The 18,258-nt window shown below is 67.2% G+C and carries 15 protein-coding genes, 1 pseudogene and 1 riboswitch; of the genes and pseudogenes, 4 read left to right on the top strand and 12 right to left on the bottom strand.

Going from position 1 to position 18,258, the window contains the following annotated elements; genetic code table 11:
* From A5652_RS14030 to A5652_RS14020, 3 genes are all read left to right on the top strand, one after another.
* The coding region (locus tag A5652_RS14030) for a CNNM domain-containing protein (protein WP_067352083.1) at positions 1-714 on the top strand (714 nt) is incomplete at its 5' end.
* Positions 715-992: 278 nt separating this feature from the next.
* Positions 993-3,188, top strand: coding sequence for a malate synthase G (locus A5652_RS14025; protein ID WP_067352076.1), 2,196 nt, complete (start codon positions 993-995; stop codon positions 3,186-3,188).
* 100 nt (positions 3,189-3,288) lie between these two features.
* Positions 3,289-5,394, top strand: coding sequence for a substrate-binding domain-containing protein (locus tag A5652_RS14020; RefSeq protein WP_067352073.1), 2,106 nt, complete (start codon positions 3,289-3,291; stop codon positions 5,392-5,394).
* Positions 5,395-5,488: 94 nt separating this feature from the next.
* Here A5652_RS14020 and gcvP read toward each other — a convergent pair whose 3' ends face one another.
* The 12 genes and pseudogenes from gcvP to A5652_RS13960 form a co-directional block, all read right to left on the bottom strand.
* Positions 5,489-8,314, bottom strand: coding sequence for an aminomethyl-transferring glycine dehydrogenase (gcvP, locus tag A5652_RS14015; RefSeq protein ID WP_067352070.1), 2,826 nt, complete (start codon positions 8,312-8,314; stop codon positions 5,489-5,491).
* 177 nt (positions 8,315-8,491) lie between these two features.
* Positions 8,492-8,589, bottom strand: a riboswitch (glycine riboswitch).
* Positions 8,590-8,640: 51 nt separating this feature from the next.
* A complete protein-coding gene (locus A5652_RS14010) occupies positions 8,641-9,270 on the bottom strand; it encodes a MerR family transcriptional regulator (RefSeq protein ID WP_067352065.1) in 630 nt (209 codons plus the stop codon).
* Between the two features lie 277 nt (positions 9,271-9,547).
* On the bottom strand, positions 9,548-10,042 hold the full coding sequence (locus A5652_RS14005; RefSeq protein ID WP_007771374.1) for a bifunctional nuclease family protein: 495 nt from the start codon (positions 10,040-10,042) through the stop codon (positions 9,548-9,550).
* A 105-nt stretch (positions 10,043-10,147) separates the two neighbouring features.
* The gene (locus A5652_RS14000; protein ID WP_067352061.1) at positions 10,148-10,888 is read right to left on the bottom strand and encodes a MerR family transcriptional regulator; all 741 of its coding nucleotides are present in this window, start codon (positions 10,886-10,888) and stop codon (positions 10,148-10,150) included.
* Positions 10,888-11,349, bottom strand: a complete 462-nt coding sequence (gene garA / locus A5652_RS13995) for a glycogen accumulation regulator GarA (protein WP_007771376.1) — start codon at positions 11,347-11,349, stop codon at positions 10,888-10,890. Before garA ends, A5652_RS14000 begins: the two co-directional genes overlap by 1 nt.
* A 293-nt stretch (positions 11,350-11,642) precedes the next feature.
* A complete protein-coding gene (gene gcvH / locus A5652_RS13990; protein WP_067352058.1) occupies positions 11,643-12,041 on the bottom strand; it encodes a glycine cleavage system protein GcvH in 399 nt (132 codons plus the stop codon).
* Positions 12,042-12,069: 28 nt separating this feature from the next.
* The gene (locus tag A5652_RS13985; protein WP_067352079.1) at positions 12,070-12,834 is read right to left on the bottom strand and encodes a DUF881 domain-containing protein; all 765 of its coding nucleotides are present in this window, start codon (positions 12,832-12,834) and stop codon (positions 12,070-12,072) included.
* A 220-nt stretch (positions 12,835-13,054) separates the two neighbouring features.
* A complete protein-coding gene (locus tag A5652_RS13980) occupies positions 13,055-13,387 on the bottom strand; it encodes a small basic family protein (protein WP_067352055.1) in 333 nt (110 codons plus the stop codon).
* A 55-nt stretch (positions 13,388-13,442) separates the two neighbouring features.
* Positions 13,443-14,369, bottom strand: coding sequence for a DUF881 domain-containing protein (locus A5652_RS13975; RefSeq protein ID WP_067352051.1), 927 nt, complete (start codon positions 14,367-14,369; stop codon positions 13,443-13,445).
* The gene (locus tag A5652_RS13970) at positions 14,362-14,991 is read right to left on the bottom strand and encodes a CDP-alcohol phosphatidyltransferase family protein (RefSeq protein ID WP_067352046.1); all 630 of its coding nucleotides are present in this window, start codon (positions 14,989-14,991) and stop codon (positions 14,362-14,364) included. Before A5652_RS13970 ends, A5652_RS13975 begins: the two co-directional genes overlap by 8 nt.
* A gap of 95 nt (positions 14,992-15,086) precedes the next feature.
* Complete coding sequence (gene secA2 / locus A5652_RS13965; protein ID WP_067352043.1) at positions 15,087-17,417, bottom strand: accessory Sec system translocase SecA2; 2,331 nt, start codon at positions 17,415-17,417, stop codon at positions 15,087-15,089.
* A gap of 36 nt (positions 17,418-17,453) precedes the next feature.
* Positions 17,454-17,870, bottom strand: a pseudogene (locus A5652_RS13960) (thiamine pyrophosphate-dependent enzyme); the annotation flags it as partial.
* A 15-nt stretch (positions 17,871-17,885) separates the two neighbouring features.
* Between A5652_RS13960 and A5652_RS13955 the strand changes: the two are divergent.
* The coding region (locus A5652_RS13955) for a thiamine pyrophosphate-dependent enzyme (protein WP_369805795.1) at positions 17,886-18,258 on the top strand (373 nt) is incomplete at its 3' end.

The following is an 18,258-nucleotide window of genomic DNA, read 5'->3' as shown; positions in this document are numbered from 1 at the left end:
GCCATAGTGGTGACGCTGCATGTGCTGTTGGGCGAGATGGTGCCGAAGAACATCGCACTGGCCGGCCCGGAGCGCACCGCAATGCTGCTGGTCCCGCCGTATCTGGCCTACGTGCGCGCCGCCCGGCCGTTCATCGTGTTCTACAACAAGTGCGCCAACGCGGTGGTGCGCGCGTTCGGCGTCGAACCCAAGGACGAGCTGGAGATCACAGTCTCCCCCGTCGAGCTCAGCGAGATGATCGCCGAATCGGAGTCCGAAGGCTTGCTGGACCGGGAGGAACGCACCCGGCTCACCCGGGCGCTGCAGATTCGCAACCGCGTGGTCGGTGACGTGGCGGTGCCGCTCGCCGACGTGCACGCCATCCCGGTCGCCGCGGCGGGCGCGGGCCCGACGGTCGGGGCTGTTGAGCAAGCCCTGGCCCAGACCGGTTACTCGCGGTTCCCGGTTGCGAGCGTCGGTGGCGCCTTCCTGGGATATCTGCACATCAAGGACGTGCTGACGCTCGGCGACGATCCGCAGACGGTGATCGATCTGGCGATGGTGCGACCGCTGCCGCGGCTGGCGCGATCGCTGCCGCTGGCCGACGCCCTGTCGCGGATGCGCCGCAGCAACAGCCATCTTGCCTTGGTGACCGACGCAAGCGGAGGCGTGGTCGCCATGGTGGCGATGGAAGACCTGGTTGAAGACCTAGTCGGCACCATGCGGGAGGCGTAGGACACTGGCCGGCCGGTGCGACTGTGCGCAGCCCGTATTATCTTCACGGCAGCCAGTTAAGAAGGTGCTGGAGGGCAGAGACCGTTTGCACGCGGAACATGCGTTGCTGGACACACATCCCGGTGCTCGCCCGCGCGTCGTTCTTGGGTCTGTCAGCGCGGCCTGACCTGCTGTGGCGGATCGTGCGGATAACGCTCACCACGCTGCGCTCGGTAGGCTTATGACATTGCCAATCTGGCCCGACGATGGTCCGGTGCGGCCCATGATGGAGGAGAATCATGACTGATCGCGTGTCGGCGGGGAACTTGCGCGTCGCCAGAGTGCTCTACGACTTCGTGAACAACGAGGCCTTGCCCGGCACCGACATCGATCCCGACAGTTTCTGGGCGGGCGTCGACAAGGTGGTCACCGACCTCACCCCCAAGAACCAGGACTTGCTGCGCCGGCGTGACGAGCTGCAGGCACAGATCGACAAGTGGCACCGGCAGCGTGTCATCGAGCCGCTCGACATCGAGGCGTACCGCGAGTTCCTCACCGAAATCGGTTATCTGCTACCCGAACCCGCGGACTTCACCATCACGACCTCGGGTGTGGACGACGAGATCACCACGACGGCGGGCCCGCAGCTGGTGGTGCCGGTGCTCAACGCCCGGTTCGCGCTGAACGCCGCCAACGCCCGCTGGGGCTCGCTCTACGACGCCCTCTATGGCACCGACGTCATCCCCGAGAGCGACGGCGCGGAAAAGGGCACGAGCTACAACAAGGTCCGCGGCGACAAGGTGATCGCCTATGCGCGCGAGTTCCTCGACGAGGCCGCTCCGCTGGAATCCGGGTCATGGGCCGACGCTACGGGGCTCAGTGTCGAAGACGGCCAGCTCAAGGTGGCGACCGCCGACGGCTCCGTTGGTCTGGCCGACGCGAAGCAGTTCGCCGGCTACACCGGTGAACTCGGCTCCCCGAGCTGGTCGGTGTTGCTGGCCAACCACGGCCTGCACATCGAGATCCTGATCGACCCGGAATCGCCGATCGGCAAGACCGACTCCGCGGGTATCAAGGACGTGGTCCTGGAATCGGCCATCACCACGATCATGGACTTCGAGGACTCGGTGGCCGCCGTCGACGCCGACGACAAGGTGCTCGGCTACCGCAACTGGCTCGGGCTGAACAAGGGCGACCTGTCCGAAGAGGTCAAGAAGGACGGCAAGACCTTCACCCGGGTGCTCAATGAGGACCGCACGTACACCACACCCGATGGCGAGGGCGAGCTGACGCTGCCCGGCCGCAGCCTGCTGTTCGTCCGCAACGTCGGTCACCTGATGACCAACGACGCGATTGTCGACGCCGAGGGGAACGAGGTGTTCGAGGGCATCATGGACGCGTTGTTCACCGGATTGACCGCGATCCACGGCCTGAAGACCGGTGACGCGAATGGGCCGCTGGCCAACAGCCGCACCGGATCCATCTACATCGTCAAGCCCAAGATGCACGGACCCGACGAGGTCGCCTACACCTGCGAGCTGTTCAGCCGCGTCGAGGACGTCCTCGGCCTGCCCCAGGGCACGCTCAAGGTCGGCATCATGGACGAGGAACGGCGCACCACGGTCAACCTCAAGGCCTGCATCAAGGCGGCAGCCGACCGGGTCGTGTTCATCAACACCGGCTTCCTGGACCGCACCGGTGACGAGATCCACACCTCGATGGAGGCCGGGCCGATGATCCGCAAGGGCGCGATGAAGAGCACCGCGTGGATCAAGGCCTACGAGGACGCCAACGTCGACATCGGCCTGGCGGCCGGCTTCAAGGGCAAGGCGCAGATCGGTAAGGGCATGTGGGCGATGACCGAGCTGATGGCCGACATGGTCGAGCAGAAGATCGGTCAGCCGAAGGCGGGTGCGACCACCGCGTGGGTGCCTTCGCCGACGGCCGCCACCCTGCACGCGATGCACTACCACTACGTCGACGTGGGCGCGGTGCAGGAGGAGCTCGCCGGTAAGAAGCGCACCAAGATCGAAGAGCTGCTGACCATCCCGCTGGCCAAGGAACTGGCCTGGGCTCCCGAGGAGATCCGCGAAGAGGTCGACAACAACTGCCAGTCCATCCTGGGCTACGTAGTGCGCTGGGTCGCGCAGGGCGTCGGCTGCTCGAAGGTGCCCGACATTCACGACGTGGCACTGATGGAAGACCGTGCCACGCTGCGCATTTCGAGCCAACTGCTGGCCAACTGGCTGCGCCACGGCGTCATCACCGAGGAGGACGTGCGGGCCAGCCTGGAGCGGATGGCCCCACTGGTCGACGAGCAGAACGCCAAGGACGCGGCGTACCTGCCGATGGCGCCGAACTTCGACGACAGCCTGGCGTTCCTCGCCGCGCAGGATCTGATCCTGACCGGAACGCAGCAACCCAACGGTTACACCGAGCCGATCCTGCATCGCCGTCGGCGTGAAGCCAAGGCACACGCCGCGCAGTCGAATTGAGCCTGCGCTCAAATCGGGTGCGAACGTGTCATAGTGCCGGCGATGACTAAAATCGGCGCCGAGTTAACGATGGATCGACGGAAAGGCCGCGGGCACTGCTATGGGTAGGCACAGTGCGCCCGACCCTGACGACTTCCTCGACGAGAGCTCTCGCGACGATGTCGTCGACGAGCCGTCTCGAGGCGACGAGGAAGCCGACCTCTACTCGGACGAGGGTGACTATTCCGGCGAGGGTGACGACTCGGCGCAGGGCTACTACTCCGACGAGGGCTACTACTCCGCGCAGCGTCGCCATCCCGATCACGAGGGCCTCGCGGCGGACGACGACGATCTCTACGCGGCCGAGGATTCATTCGTAGACGACACCGCCGATGACTACCCGGAGTTTTCGTCCCGGCAGGGGCCCCCGCCGAGTCCGGAGCCGCCGGCATCATCGTCGTCGCTCTTCCGCGGCGGGCACCGCGGGTTGGCCGATCGGCTGGGTGGTCATCGCAGCGACGGCGGCCGTCGCGGCGTCAGCGTCGGCGTGGTCGTGGCGCTGGTCGCGGTCGTCGTCGTCGTGGGATCGGTGATCCTGTGGAGCTTCTTCGGTGACGCGTTGTCCAAGCGGTCGCACACTGCGGCCGGCCGCTGCGCGGGAGGTCAGGAGACGGTGGCCGTCGTCGCCGACCCGTCCATCGCCGATTCCGTTGCGCAGCTCGCGGAAAGCTACAACAAATCCGCCGGCCCGGTCGGTGACCGCTGCATGGTGGTGAGTGTCAAACCGGCCAACTCCGATGCCGTGCTCAACGGCTTCATCGGCAAGTGGCCCGCGGAACTGGGCGGTCAACCGGCGCTGTGGATTCCGAGCAGTTCGATCTCGGCCGCGCGGCTCGCCGGGGCGACGGCCCAAAAGACGGTCACCGAGAGCCATTCGCTGGTCACGTCGCCGGTGGTGCTGGCCGTCCGCCCCCAACTCGCGCCGGCACTGTCCAACCAGAACTGGGCGGCCCTGCCGGGCCTGCAAACCAACCCGAACGCGTTGGCTGGGTTGAACTTACCCGGATGGGGTTCGCTGCGCGTGGCGCTGCCGATGACCGGCAACGGGGACGCTTCGTTTCTGGCCGGCGAGGCGGTGGCGGCCGCCTCGGTACCGCCCGGCGCCCCTGCGACGCAGGGCACCGGCGCGGTGCGCAGCCTGCTGAGCGCACAACCGAAACTGGCGAACAACTCGCTGACCGAGGCGATGGACGTGCTGCTCGGACCACCTGACGCGGCGACCGCACAGGTACACGCGGTCATCACCACCGAGCAGCAGCTGTTTCAACGCGGCCAATCGCTGCCGAACGCCAAAAGCACCTTGGGGTTCTGGCTTCCGCCCGGCCCTGCCCCGGTGGCCGACTACCCCACCGTGCTGCTGAGCGGTTCGTGGTTGAGCCGAGAACAGGCGACCGCGGCCAGCGAGTTCTCGCGCTTCATGCACAAGTCAGACCAGCTGGCCAAGCTGGCGAAGGCCGGCTTCCGCGTCAACGGCGTGACACCGCCCAGTAGTCCGGTCACGAACTTCCCGGCGCTGCCCCCCGCGCTGTCGGTGGGCGATGAGCCGATGCGGGCCACCCTCGCCGAGGCGATGGCGAGCCCCTCGAGCGGGCAGGCGACGACCATCCTGCTCGACCAGTCGATGCCCGCACAGGAGGGCGGAAAATCCAGGCTGGCCAATGTGGTCGGGGCGCTACAGGACAAGATCAAAGCGCTGCCCCCCACCGCGGTCGTCGGGCTCTGGACGTTCGACGGGCACGAGGGTCGCTCGGAGGTGGGCAGCGGGCCGCTGTCGGACGCCGTCAACGGCCAGCCACGTTCGGCGGCACTGGCCGCCGCCCTGGACAAGCAGTACTCGTCGGGTGGCGGTGCGGTGTCCTTCACCACACTGCGGATGCTCTACCAGGATATGCAGACCAATTATCATGCGGGACAAACGAATTCGATCCTATTGATCACCGCAGGGCCGCACACCGACCAGACGCTGGACGGGCCGGGACTGCAGGACTTCATCCGTAAGAGCGCTGATCCCGCCAAACCCATCGCGGTGAATGTCATCGACTTCGGAAGTGACCCCGACCGGGCGACCTGGGAAGCGGTCTCCCAACTCAGTGGCGGTACCTATCAGAACCTCGCGACGTCGGCGTCCCCCGACCTCGCCGCGGCGGTGAACACCTTTCTGAGCTGACGGGGTTGGTCGGCACCACGCCGTGCGGCCGCCGCGGTGCGGATGCCGCACACTCCTGCGGCAACGCCCGGCTGAGCCTCGATGGGCGGGACCGTCAGGCGAACGCCTCCACCGGCGGGCACGAGCAGACCAGGTTGCGATCGCCGTAGGCGCCGTCGATGCGACGCACCGGCGGCCACACCTTGGGCCGAAACTCCTTGCCCAGCGGATAGGCGGCCTGCTCCCGGGTGTAAGGGTGGTCCCAGTCGCCGATCACCAGGCTCTCGGCCGTGTGCGGCGCGCCCCGCAACGGGTTGTCGTCGACGGACCACTCCCCCGCGCCCACCCGGTCGATCTCGCCGCGAATGGCGATCATCGCGTCGCAGAACGCGTCGACCTCGGTCAAGGTCTCGCTCTCGGTGGGCTCGACCATCAGCGTGCCGGCCACCGGGAAACTCATGGTCGGAGCGTGAAAACCATAGTCCGCCAAGCGCTTTGCCACGTCATCGACGGTGACGCCGGTGGACTTCGTGATCCCCCGAAGGTCCAGGATGCATTCGTGGGCGACCATCCCGTTCTCGCCGGTGTACAGGACTGGGAAGTACTCGTCGAGGCGCCGGGCGATGTAGTTGGCCGAGGTGATCGCGGTCAGCGACGCCGCGCGCAAGCCCGCGGCGCCCATCATCCTGATGTAGGCCCAGCTGATCGGCAGGATCGAGGCCGACCCGTAGGGCGCCGCCGACACCGGATGCCCCTGGGGCAACTCGGGGGCGTACGGATGCCCCGGCAGGTATGGCGCCAGATGCGAGCGCACCGCCACCGGCCCGACGCCGGGTCCGCCGCCGCCGTGCGGAATGCAGAACGTCTTGTGCAGATTCAGATGGCTGACATCGCCGCCGAACTTGCCCGGGCGTGCCAGCCCCACCAGCGCGTTGAGGTTGGCGCCGTCGACGTAGACCTGCCCCCCGGCATCGTGCACGGCCGCACAGATCTCGGCGATGTCGTGCTCGTAGACGCCGTGCGTGGACGGGTACGTGATCATCAGCGTCGACAGCCGGTCGCGGTGCTCGCTGACTTTGGCGCGCAAATCGTCGAGATCCACGTCGCCGTTGGTGTGGCAGGCCACCACGACGACCCGCATCCCGGCCAGCGCCGCCGACGCCGCGTTGGTGCCGTGCGCACTGGACGGGATGAGGCAGATATCGCGGTGCGGTTCCCCACGGCCGGCGTGGTAATCGTGGATGGCCAGCAGACCGGCGTACTCGCCCTGCGAGCCGGCGTTGGGTTGCAGCGAGACGGCGTCGTAACCGGTGATCTGCACCAGCCAGGTCTCCAGCTCGGCGATCAGACGCCGCAGGCCGGGGGTGTCCGACGCAGGCGCGAACGGATGCTGGCGGGCGAATTCCGGCCAGGTGATCGGTTCCATCTCCGCGGCGGCATTCAGCTTCATGGTGCAGGACCCGAGCGGAATCATGCTGCGGTCCAAGGCGATATCTTTGTCGGCCAGCGTGCGAAGGTAGCGCATCATCGCCGTCTCGGTGCGGTACTGGGTGAACGCGGGGTGGGTGAGGAACTCCGATGTGCGGGTGGCGACGCCGGTGCACGGCGGCTGGGCGGCTTGGACTCCGAAGGCCTCGAGCACGGCGGCGACGTGCTCGTCGGTGGTGACCTCGTCGCAGGCCACCGACACGTGGTCGTCATCGACCCGCCACAGGTTGATGCCGCGGGCCTTGGCCGCGGCGATCACCTCGGTGGCGCGTCCGGGCACCCGGGCCAGCACGGTGTCGAAGTACTCGTCGTGCACCAGCGCGTCGCCGAGCGCGGCGGCGATCGCGTCGGCGTGACCATGCACGCGGCGCGCCATCGCGGTCAGCCCCTCGGCGCCGTGGTAGCTGGCGTACATCGCGGCCATCACCGCCAGCAGCACCTGCGCGGTACAGATGTTGCTGGTCGCCTTGTCGCGGCGAATGTGCTGCTCGCGGGTCTGCAACGCCAGCCGATAGGCAGGCGCCCCGTCGGCATCCAGCGACACACCGACCAGCCGGCCCGGCAACTGCCGGGCGTGGTTGGCGTGCACCGCCAGGTAACCGGCGTGTGGTCCACCGAAACCCATTGGCACCCCGAATCTTTGGGTGGTTCCGAAGGCGACGTCGGCGCCGATCTCTCCGGGAGGCGTGATCAGTGTCATGGCGAGTAAGTCGGCGCCGATGGCGATCAGCGCTCCCCGGTCGTGCGCCTGCTCCGCCAGGCCCGACCAGTCGGTGACCCGGCCGCTGGCCCCGGGCAGCTGGGCGATGACGCCGAAGAAGTCGCCGTCGGGAAGACCGCTGCGCAGGTCGGCGGTGACGATCTCGATGCCCAGCGGCTTGGCCCGGGTGGCCAGGATGGCCGCGGTCTGGGCGAAGACGTCGGCGTCCACCGCCAGGCGGTTAGCCTTGCCGCGCGCGGCGCGGTGCATCAACGTCATGGCCTCGGCCGCCGCCGTGCCCTCGTCGAGCATCGAGGCGTTGGCGACCTCGAGGCCGGTGAGGTCGGCGACCATCGTCTGGAAATTCAGCAGCGCCTCGAGCCGGCCCTGGCTGATCTCCGGCTGGTACGGCGTGTAGGCGGTGTACCAGGCCGGGTTCTCCAAGATGTTGCGCAGCAACACCGGAGGTGTGAGCGTGTCGTAGTAGCCCTGCCCGATCATGGACACGGCCACCGTGTTCGCCTCGGCCAGCGACCGCAGCTCGGCCAGCGCCTCGGCCTCGCTGGCGGGGGGCGGCAGCCGGTCGAGACCGGGCGCGGCGTTGCCTTCGGTCAGCCGGTCCAGGATGCGCGCCGGAACCGCCTTGGCGGCGAGCTCGTCCAGCGAGTCCACACCGATGACGGCGAGCATGGCGGCGACGGCCTGGTTGTCCGGGCCGATGTGCCGCGCAGCGAAAGTGAAGTGATCGGACACTGGAGCTCCTGAGTAGGCGGGCGAAGACATTTCACGGCAGAGGACTAGCGGCCCTCTCCCTCTGTCTTCACCCGTTCGCCGGGCGCCTGAGAGATTCGGCGCCCGATGCTGCCTGCGCGCCTTTCCCCATCGGCGGGTGCGGGCCACAAGGGCTCACACCGCTTTCCAGAGGCATCGAGATTTCGTGCGGTCCGGGTGCCTGAGAGGTTGACGGAGAGGTGTTGCTCCTTCGGCGTCCGTGACTGGCAGCCACGAAACTCTCCCGCTCGAATGCGATGCGCGACCCAGTTTACCCGGCCGCTTGAGGCCCGGTCGCGGGCGCGCCGTCAGCCGATCTTGCGGTCGCGGTGCTTGCGCCGGGACGCCAGTTCGTCCTCGGGCTCGGCGATCGACTCGCCGCCGTCGGCCCGCTCGCCGGGAAAGTCCGCGATGACGCCGGTCAGCTCGCGCATGGCGCCCGATACGGCGATGCCGAAGACGCCCTGCCCGCCCTGCAGCAGGTCGACGACCTCTTCGGCCGACGTGCACTCGTAAACGGTGGTGCCGTCGGAGAACAGGGTGATGTTGGCCAGATCCTGGACGCCACGCTGACGCAGATGATCGACCGCGACGCGGATGTTGTGCAACGAAATCCCGGTGTCGAGCAACCGCTTCACGATCTTGAGGACCAGGATGTCCTTGAACGAATAGAGCCGCTGGCTGCCGGAGCCCGCCGCGCTGCGGATCGACGGGACCACCAGCGAGGTGCGCGCCCAGTAGTCCAGTTGCCGATAGGTGATGCCGGCGATCTGGCAGGCGCTCGGACCGCGGTAGCCGACCAGCTCGTCGGGCACGGAGTCGTCCGGGAAAAGTCCGGGCTGCACGGGTGCGCTGGCTACGGTGACGCTGCGGTCACTGGTCGCCGGGCTGCCGTTCTCAGCTAGGTTCAGCTGCTCTTGGCGTGGCTGCTCGCTCACGGTGGTTCCTCTCCGCGATGGCGCTCTCGTCGTTAGCTGCGTCCCTGGCTGCAGCGCAGCCACGTTTGCTCAGGCCCGAGTGCTAGTAGAGCTTACGCTTTCCGATAGCCGCCGCGCCTGTAGTCGCGAACAAAGTATGGCCGCCGCGAGGCCAAGTGGGCGGGCTATCCACCAGCGTGTCGACATCATGGTGTGGTTTGAGACGGATCCGTGATGTCGCTTTCCAGGCTAAACCAGCGGCCCCGCGGTTCCCAGTGGTGTTCGTGGCAGGTTTGCACTAGGTGGCTTTGAAATCGTCCGGAGATACGCTATCGAGAAATTCTTTGAACTTCTCCACCTCGTCCTCCCGGACGGCGGTGCCGCCTTCCTCGTCGCTCTCGTCGGGGATCAAGAGCCCGGCCTGCGCGAGCACGCCTTCTTCGACGTAGATCGGAACGCCGACCCGCAGTGCGATCGCCACCGAGTCGGAAGGACGCGCCGATACGGTGATGTTGCGGTCGAATACCAGGTCAGCGTAGAAAGTGCCCTCTTGTAGGTCGACGATCCGCACCTCTTTCAGCGAATGCCCAAGCGCGGCAATAACATCCCTGATCAGATCGTGCGTCAACGGGCGTGGGGGCTCAACGCCTTGCTGCTCGAGTGCGATGGCGGCGGCCTCCGACTGGCCGATCCAGATCGGAAGGTAACGGTCACCGTTCGTTTCGCGCAGTAACAGCACCGGCTGGTTTTGCGGCTGCTCGACGCGAATGCCGACAACACGAACCTCACCCATTTGTGTCTGCCCTCCGCATTAGTGGCGCCGGTTGGGTCGCCAGGGACGGCGAGGTCAAAATCCGTCCTACTGCCGAAAACCAAGCTGTCGACCGAAGTCTAGTCCTCAGCGATCCAGAACGTCGCGAACGGCGGATTTGATCAGCGACGTGTGCAACGTGATGGCGAGTGCCGCGACTTCGCGCGCCAAATCGTCGGCGCGATCGCGCGCTCCGGCCTTGCCGGCTTTTACTACCGGACCGGCAATCTGCGCGATCAGATCCGACTGCCGATCGGCGGCCGAGCGGAACGCGCGCAAGTGCCGCGGCTCAACGCCGTAATTCGACAGCGCCCGCGCGCATTGCAGGATGACGATGGCGTGCTCGTCGAAGAAACCGCCGGGCCCGGTGGTGATGACTCCGGCCTTCAGTAGCGCGGTGAGCAGGTCGTCCGCTACGCCCGCGCGGTTCAGCAGTTCTTCGCGGCTCAGCCGGACGTGGGTGGGGGCCACCGCTGAGGTGTCGGAGCCCGCGTCAATCCCCGTTCCCGCCACGGACACCAGGCGCGGTGCCGAATAGGACGTTCGGACGGGCGGCAATTCGCCATCGGGTTGGGCATCCAATTGCGCCCTGATGACCTTCAGCGGGAGGTAGTGATCACGTTGCGCGGTAAGGATGAACCGCAGCCGCGCGCAGTCGTATGCGGTGAACCTTCGATAACCCGACGCGGCCCGCTGCGGCGTCACCAGCCCCTCGGCCTCCAGGAAGCGGATCTTGGAGATGGTGACATCGGGGAAGTCCGGCCTCAGCAGTTCCAGGACCGCCCCAATCGACATCCCGGCAAGTGCCGAGCTATCGGGTGCGCTCACTAGCCTGAAGATCCTCCATCCTCACCCTGCTTGGGTCCAGTCAAAAACACCAAGCGGAACTTGCCGATCTGCACTTCGTCGCCGTTGGCAAGCACCGCGGAGTCCACGGGCTCACGGTTGACGTAAGTGCCGTTGAGACTACCAACGTCGACCACGCTGAATTCGTTGTTTTCCAACCTGAATTCGGCGTGCCGACGACTGACGGTTACGTCGTCGAGGAAAATGTCGCTGTCGGGGTGCCGGCCGGCGGACGTGGTGGGCTGGTCCAGCAAAAAGCGAGAACCCGCGTTGGGTCCCCGCTTGACGACCAGCAACGCCGAGCCGGCGGGGAGTCCCTCGACTCCGGATACCGCACTCTCGGTTCCCGCTTGTGCGGGGGCGTCCAGCTCGTTGAGGAAGTCGGCACGGAAGACAGAAGTCGTCTCTACCGTGACTTCATCCGAATTCTGGTCGTTGTCCATGTCCGTCACGCGCTGCTCCTCACTGGCTGCTGTGGCGTTGTCTGACCGGGCCGCTCGGCCGGCTTTCGCACCAGGTTTCTTTGCCCGGTATGCCGATTACTGGCGTCTTCTACTTGCAAGTGTCTTTCACGTGTCTCTCAGCGATCTCCGAAGGTTCTCAAAGGTCGTGTGTCGACCGTACCGCGCACCGGCTTGCAATGCGCCCACCACCTGACGATCCGAAACTTCGACTCCCCCGTACCCTGGCTGCACCGCTCGCTCGCGGTGCGGGGCTGCAGGGACATTAGCAATCGTCATTCGGTCAGCGTTCCGCGGTAGGCCTCAGCGTCGAGCAGCGAAGAAATTGCCGACTCCAATTCGCCGACTTCGGCGACCTGCACATCCAGCAACCAGCCGGCTCCGTACGGGTCGGAGTTCACCAGTTGCGGGCTGCCGTCCAGATCCGTGTTGACCGCCGACACTTTGCCCGAGACCGGGGCGTACAAGTCCGACACCGATTTCGTCGACTCGACCTCGCCGAAGGATTCCCCCGCGGTAATTTCGGTGCCCACGTCGGGCAACTGAACGAAAACGACATCGCCCAACGCCGACTGCGCAAAATCGGTGATGCCCACTCGCACGGTGTCATCCCCGCTTCGGCGAACCCATTCGTGCTCGGCGGTGTAGCGCAGGTCGGGCGGGATATCGCTCACGGGTGATCCTGTTCTGTTCGGGCGGTGCTCACTTGACCGGCTGAGCGTATTGGTGCGGTTTTGGTTGCCGCAAGGTGGTCACGTCCACGCGGTCGGCCTGCTGGACGGACATTCGCGCGCCGACGCGCTTGACGGTGTCCTGCGCCCCACCGGGAATGTTCATGGCCGCGGCCAGGGTAGGCGGATCGCCAATCGCCAGAATCGAATACGACGGCGACAGCGTTTTGGCGTCGATGATCAGCGACCCGGGCGTACCCACCACCCACGTGTCGACACCTACCCGCACCGATTGGTGCGCGTCGTTGACTTCGATCGCCTCGGCGCCGGCGGCCCGCAACTCGTTGATCACGTCGAGCATCGCCTCGGGCGACACCCCGGGTGCGGGGTCGTCGATGGTGACGGTGACGCCGGGCCCGGTAGCGCCGACCGCCCCGACCAGAATGGACAGCGCCGCCAGCCTCGACTGCGCGGATTGAATGGCGGCCTGGTCGTTGTTCCCGGACGCCTGCAATGAATTCAGCGTGTTCTGGAGCTCGTTCACCTCGGCGTTGAGCGTGCCTTCGCGCTGTCGCAACGAATCCAGCAGCACCAGAAGGTCTGCGGGACGGGCGGTCTCGAGTGAGTCACCCGACTCGGTCTGGCGGACCTGGGTGACGATGGCGAGGCCCAGCAGCAAGCACAGCATGGCGGCCAGCGTTCCAAAGGCCATCCGGGACCGACCGCCGCGCACCATGCCGGATAACCCGGTGCGGTGTACCGGGCCGATTTCGGGACGCGGGCTTTTCGCGGCCAGCTCGTGGCGGCCGCGCGGCGCACCCGGTTCCGGCGTCGCATCGGTTCCGGGGCGACCGGGCCCGGTTGGCCCGTCGCCACTGTGGCCGCCGGCGGTGCGGTCTGGCGGATCCTGGCTCACGTTGATCCCAACTGCGTTATGGCGCCGCTCCTCCTCATCGCTTCGTCCCCCTCGCCACCGTGTGGCCAGGGTGCCCCCACTGCATCGTCGCCGGCGCGCGTTACGCCCCAAACAGCCTACGGCGCAGGGCGGCGGCATTGCCGAAGATGCGGATACCCAGCACGACGATGATGGCCGTGGACAATTGCGTGCCCACGCCCAATTGATCGCCGACATAGACGATCAGGGCGGCCACGAAGACGTTGAACACGAAGGAGATCACGAAGACCTTCGAGTCGAAAATCCGTTCCAGGTAAGCACGTAACCCGCCGAACACCGCGTCCATCGCCGCGACCACCGCGATCGGCAGGTACGGCTGGACGACCTCTGGCACCGCGGGATGAAAAACCAGGCCGAGCACGATGCCGATCGCCAGTGCTGCGATACCGATCATGCTTGGTTTCCCGTCCGCATCTCACACAGGGGAATGTGTCGGATGAGCACTTTTCTCACTGTGGCCCAATCTGCTTGGCGAACTTGACATCCCGGGTTGTTCCGGCAGGGAGCGTCAGACCGTCTGCGGCGTCCACCGTAACCACGACACCGTAGGAGGTCTGCAACAGCCTCAGTCGCTGCATGCCGGGGCTGTTGTCGAAGACATCGCGCATCGCGCGCGGCGGCCCGATCGCCAGGATCGTGTACGGGCTGCTTGTCGGGCTGTTATCGACCAGGATCGCGCCGCCGGCTTGGCGGATGGTCACATTCGGCCCGATCCGCACACCGCCGACGGAAATGGCCTCGGCACCGCTCGCCCACAGCGAGTTGACCAGCAGCTGCAGATCGCGGTCCAGGATGATCTGCCTGCTGCCGTTGACCCGCTGCTTGGACACGTCGGACAGGTTCGGGCCGGCACCGGGATCGGTGACCGTCACCTTCAGGCCGGGCCCGATGATCGCCGTGCCGGCGGCCGCCAGGCTGAGCGCGTCGAGCCGTTTCAGCAGCCGCTGGCCCTCGGCGTCTTCGGCCAGGGCGTGGCGCTGCACGTCGTCGACGCGCGTCGCCAGCTCGCTGCGGCGCTGGTTCAGCTTGGCCGCGGAGCCTTCGGTCGACCGCACATTTCCCAACAGCAGCTGCTGGGCGGAGCGCACCCCGGGGGCCACCGAGCGGGCCTGCGCGACGGCGGCGGCGAAAACCGTCGCGATCAGCAGGGCCGCCGCGGCCTGCCAGAGCCAACCGAACACACGCTCGCGTCCGCTGCGTGGCGCGTCGGCGACGCCGCGTCTGGCCGCCGCCGCGGCATAACCGGGATCGAGGTGCTCGGACAGCAGCGCCCGCAACAGCGACGGCACAGGGATCAGCTTTGGCCGCGACGCCACATGCGCGCCGCGACCGGCATTGGGATCATAGCCGCCGAGCAGACGGTCCGCGTCAGCCATGGTCAGCCACCTTCGCCGCGGCCGACGGGCGAGAACCGCGGTCGACCTTGGGCATGCGTCGCAGCACGAGAATCATCTGCACCGCATACTGCACGAACGCCCACAGGTAGGCGTACATACCCCAGATCAGGAAGGCCCAGCCGCAGGCCCCGATCACGCGGCTCCATAGCGCGTCCCAGGTGCCCAGCAGCACCAGGGGAAAGCCGGACATCAGCGCGAACGTCGCGGCCTTGCCGATGTAGGTCACCGGCAACGCGGACAGGCCCCGACTCCACAGCAGCGGCAACGTGGTCGCCAACAGACCGTCGCGCGCGAGCAGGACGATGACGAACCACCACGGCACGATCCCGTCGAAGGCCAGCACGATGGGCACCGCGACCATGTAGAGCCTGTCGACCGCCGGGTCCAGCAGGACACCCAGCCGCGAGGACTGATTGAGCAGGCGGGCGATCTTGCCGTCGGCCCAGTCCGAGGCGCCGCTGAACATCAGAATCGCGACCGCCCACCCGTTGGCGTGCTCGACCACCAGGGCATAGACGAACACCGGGATCAGCGCCAGGCGCACCGCGCTGAGCGCGTTGGGCACCGTCAGCACCCGGTTGGGCGGAAGCACCGGCTCCATGAGCCGTGACACTAGCCCAACCTCGACCGCCCGGCTGGCCGGGCGGTCGCGCTCAAACGCCCCACTGACCGGGCGCCCGAACTGCCCGACTCAGCTCAGCGGAAGACCCCGGGCAGGCTCAGGGTGGACAGCGTGTCGTCCGACAGCGGGTTGTCGTTGACCATGTAGGTCCAGGTCGACGTCGGCCGCGCCAGCTTGGACAGGTCCAGTCCGGGCTCCTCATCTAGTACGTTCGCGGTTTCGAACGTCTGCTGGGCCGCCTCGATCGCGTCCGCGGCCAGCGACGCGAACGCGTCGACCGCCAGCCGGTGGAACTCGTCCAGCGGGTTCTGCCGGCCCAGCGCCCGCAGATGGATGCTCTCCCGGATGTCGGCCAGGTACGCCAGATGGTCGGCCCAGCCGCGGTCGAGGTGATAGAGCATGATCTGCCGGCAGATCGTCTCAAGGCGCTTTTCGGAGATTCCGTCGGTCTCGGCCAGCTCCTTATAGCGCTTCGGCGCCAGCTCGGCGAGTTCCTCACGCGCGGTTGGCGTGCGCAGCAACGTATTACGCCGATCGACGATGATGGCGCGCTGCTGGGCGATCAACTGGTTATAGCGCCAGGTGTTCGCGTGCACGTCCAGCATGCGGCCCTCCGCCACGCGCTGTGCGTGGTCGAGCAGGCCCGCCGCCTTGGGGCTGACGATCTTGCCGTCCTCGTCGGTTTCGGTCGGCAGCTTGTTGTGGTCGAGGTTGGCGGCCACCACGTCGTCCTCCCAACTCGAGAAGAACACCGACGACCCCGGATCACCCTGCCGCCCGGCGCGCCCGCGCAACTGGTTGTCCAGTCGCTGGGTGTGGTGCCGCCCGGTCCCGACGACGTGCAGCCCGCCCAGCTCGGCGACCCGGTCGTGGTCGGCCTCGTCGGAGCCGCCGAGGCGGATATCGGTACCGCGCCCGGCCATCTGCGTCGAGACGGTGACGACGCCGAACTTGCCGGCCTCGGCGATCACCTGGGCTTCTTCGGCGTCGTTTTTGGCGTTCAGCACCACCGCGGGTACGCCGCGGCGCAGCAGCCGCTCGTGCAGCTCCTCGGATTCGGCCACGTCGCGGGTGCCCACCAGCACCGGCTGCCCGGTCTCGTTCACGTCGGCGATGTGGGCGACGATCGCGTCGTTCTTGGCCGCAGCGGTGATGTAGACCCGGTCGGATTCGTCTTCACGAATGTTGGGCTCATTCGGCGGAATTGGTGACACCCCGAGCTTGTAGAACTGGCGCAGCTGCTCACCGGCGGCCAGCGCGGTGCCCGTCATGCCGCACACCGTCGTGTAGCGATTGATCAACGCCTGCACGGTGATGGTGTCCAGCACCTCGCCCGTTTCGGTGGTCTCGATGCCCTCCTTGGCTTCAACGGCAGCCTGCAGGCCGTCGGGCCAGCGCTGCAGTTGCGCGATGCGCCCCCGCGCGGCATTGATCAGGTGCACCGCGTCGTCGCGGACGATGTAGTGCACGTCGCGCTGCAGCAGCACGTGCGCGTGCAGCGCGACGTTGATCTCGGTCAGCGTGGTGACGACGTGTTCCTCGGAGTACAGGTCGATCCCGCCGAGCGCCTTTTCGACCTTGCGTGCCCCGACCTCGGTCAGGTGGACATTGCGGCTATCCGCGTCGGTGTCGTAGTCGGTGCCGGCCTCGAGCTGGCCGGCCAGCTCGATGATCTCCAACCGCGGCGTCTCCCGGTGGGTGGTCCCGGCCAGCACGAGCGGCACCAGCGCCTCGTCGACCAGCACCGAGTCGGCCTCGTCGATCAGGGCCACGTCGGGATTGGGCGAGACCAGATCCGCGACGTCGGTCACCAGCTGATCGCGCAGCACGTCGAAACCGATCTCGTTGACCGACGCGTAGGTCACGTCGCAGCCGTACGCGGCCCGGCGTTCGTCGCTGGTCGACTCGGCGGTGATCCAGCCGACGGTCAGGCCCATGGCCTCGATGACGGGGCCCATCCATTCCGCATCACGACGGGCCAGGTAGTCGTTGATGGTGACGACGTGTACGTTCCGCCCGGCCAGCGCATACCCCGCCGCGGCGATCGCGCCCGCGAGTGTCTTGCCCTCACCGGTGGCCATCTCGATGACGTCACCCGCCAGCATGCGCAACGCACCCAAAAGCTGAACATCGAAGGGCCGCAATCCACTCGCCCGCTCGCCCGCCTCGCGGGCGATGGCAAGGAACTGCGGTACGTCCTCGGAATCCGCGAGGTCATCGAGATTGAGCAGCCCGGCCGCCTTGCGTAGCTGCTCGTCGGTCAGCCCGGCCGCCTCGTCGTCGTACTCCGACGAGTCGTTGACCTGGGTGAGGGAGCGGCTGCGGTCCTTTTCGGTGCTGGCGCCGAGCAGCTTCCAAAAGCGGCTGCTCAGCCGGCCGGGTTGAGCGCGGGTCGTCTTAGGCACAGGTCAACGGTACGCGGTGGCTCACCAGCGGATTCATCATGCGAGGTTGGAGCGGCGTGGATAGGCGACGTCGGGATCGGTGAGCACATTGACGACGGCGGGCAGCCCGCTGGTGAAGGCGCGTTCCAGCGCGGGTCGCAGCTCGGCGGGCGCGGCGACCAGTTCGCCGTGGCCGCCCAGGGCGCGCGCCACCTCGTCGTAACGCGTCCCCGGGCGCAGCTCCGCCACCACCGAATAGCCGTACAAAGCCTCCATGGGGTGTTTTTCCAAGCCCCAGATGCCGTTGTTGCCGATCACGGACACGACCGCCACGTTGTGCCGAACCAGGGTGTCCCACTCCATGCCGCTGAAGCCGAACGCGCCGTCGCCCTGCAGCAACACCACCTGGCGGTCGGGGCAGGCCAGCTTGGCGGCCAGGGCGTAGCCGGGGCCCGAGCCCAGGCACCCGAACGGCGCCATCCGCGGCCGGTGCAGGCCGAGCTCTACGGCGACCTGTTGACGATTCTCGCGGCGCTGGCCCCGGCCACGGGGACCGACCATCAGGACTGGATCGGCGAACTGCGAACCGCCGAGACCGCGTCGCGCGCCAAGGAGCAGGCCGAACTCGCAGACGAGCGCAGCCCACTACACCCGATGCGGGTGTATGCGGAACTCGCACCGATGCTGGATCGCGACGCCATCGTCGTGATCGACGCGGGCGATTTCGGGTCGTACGCGGGACGTGTGATCGACAGCTATCGACCGGGTTGCTGGCTGGACAGCGGGCCGTTCGGGTGCCTGGGCTCGGGCCCCGGCTACGCCCTGGCCGCCAAGCTGGCCTGCCCCGACCGCCAGGTGGTGT

The sequence above is a fragment of the Mycobacterium sp. 1165178.9 genome (assembly GCF_001673555.1).
Classification (GTDB): domain Bacteria; phylum Actinomycetota; class Actinomycetes; order Mycobacteriales; family Mycobacteriaceae; genus Mycobacterium.
This window is presented reverse-complemented; position numbering and strand designations above follow the sequence as displayed.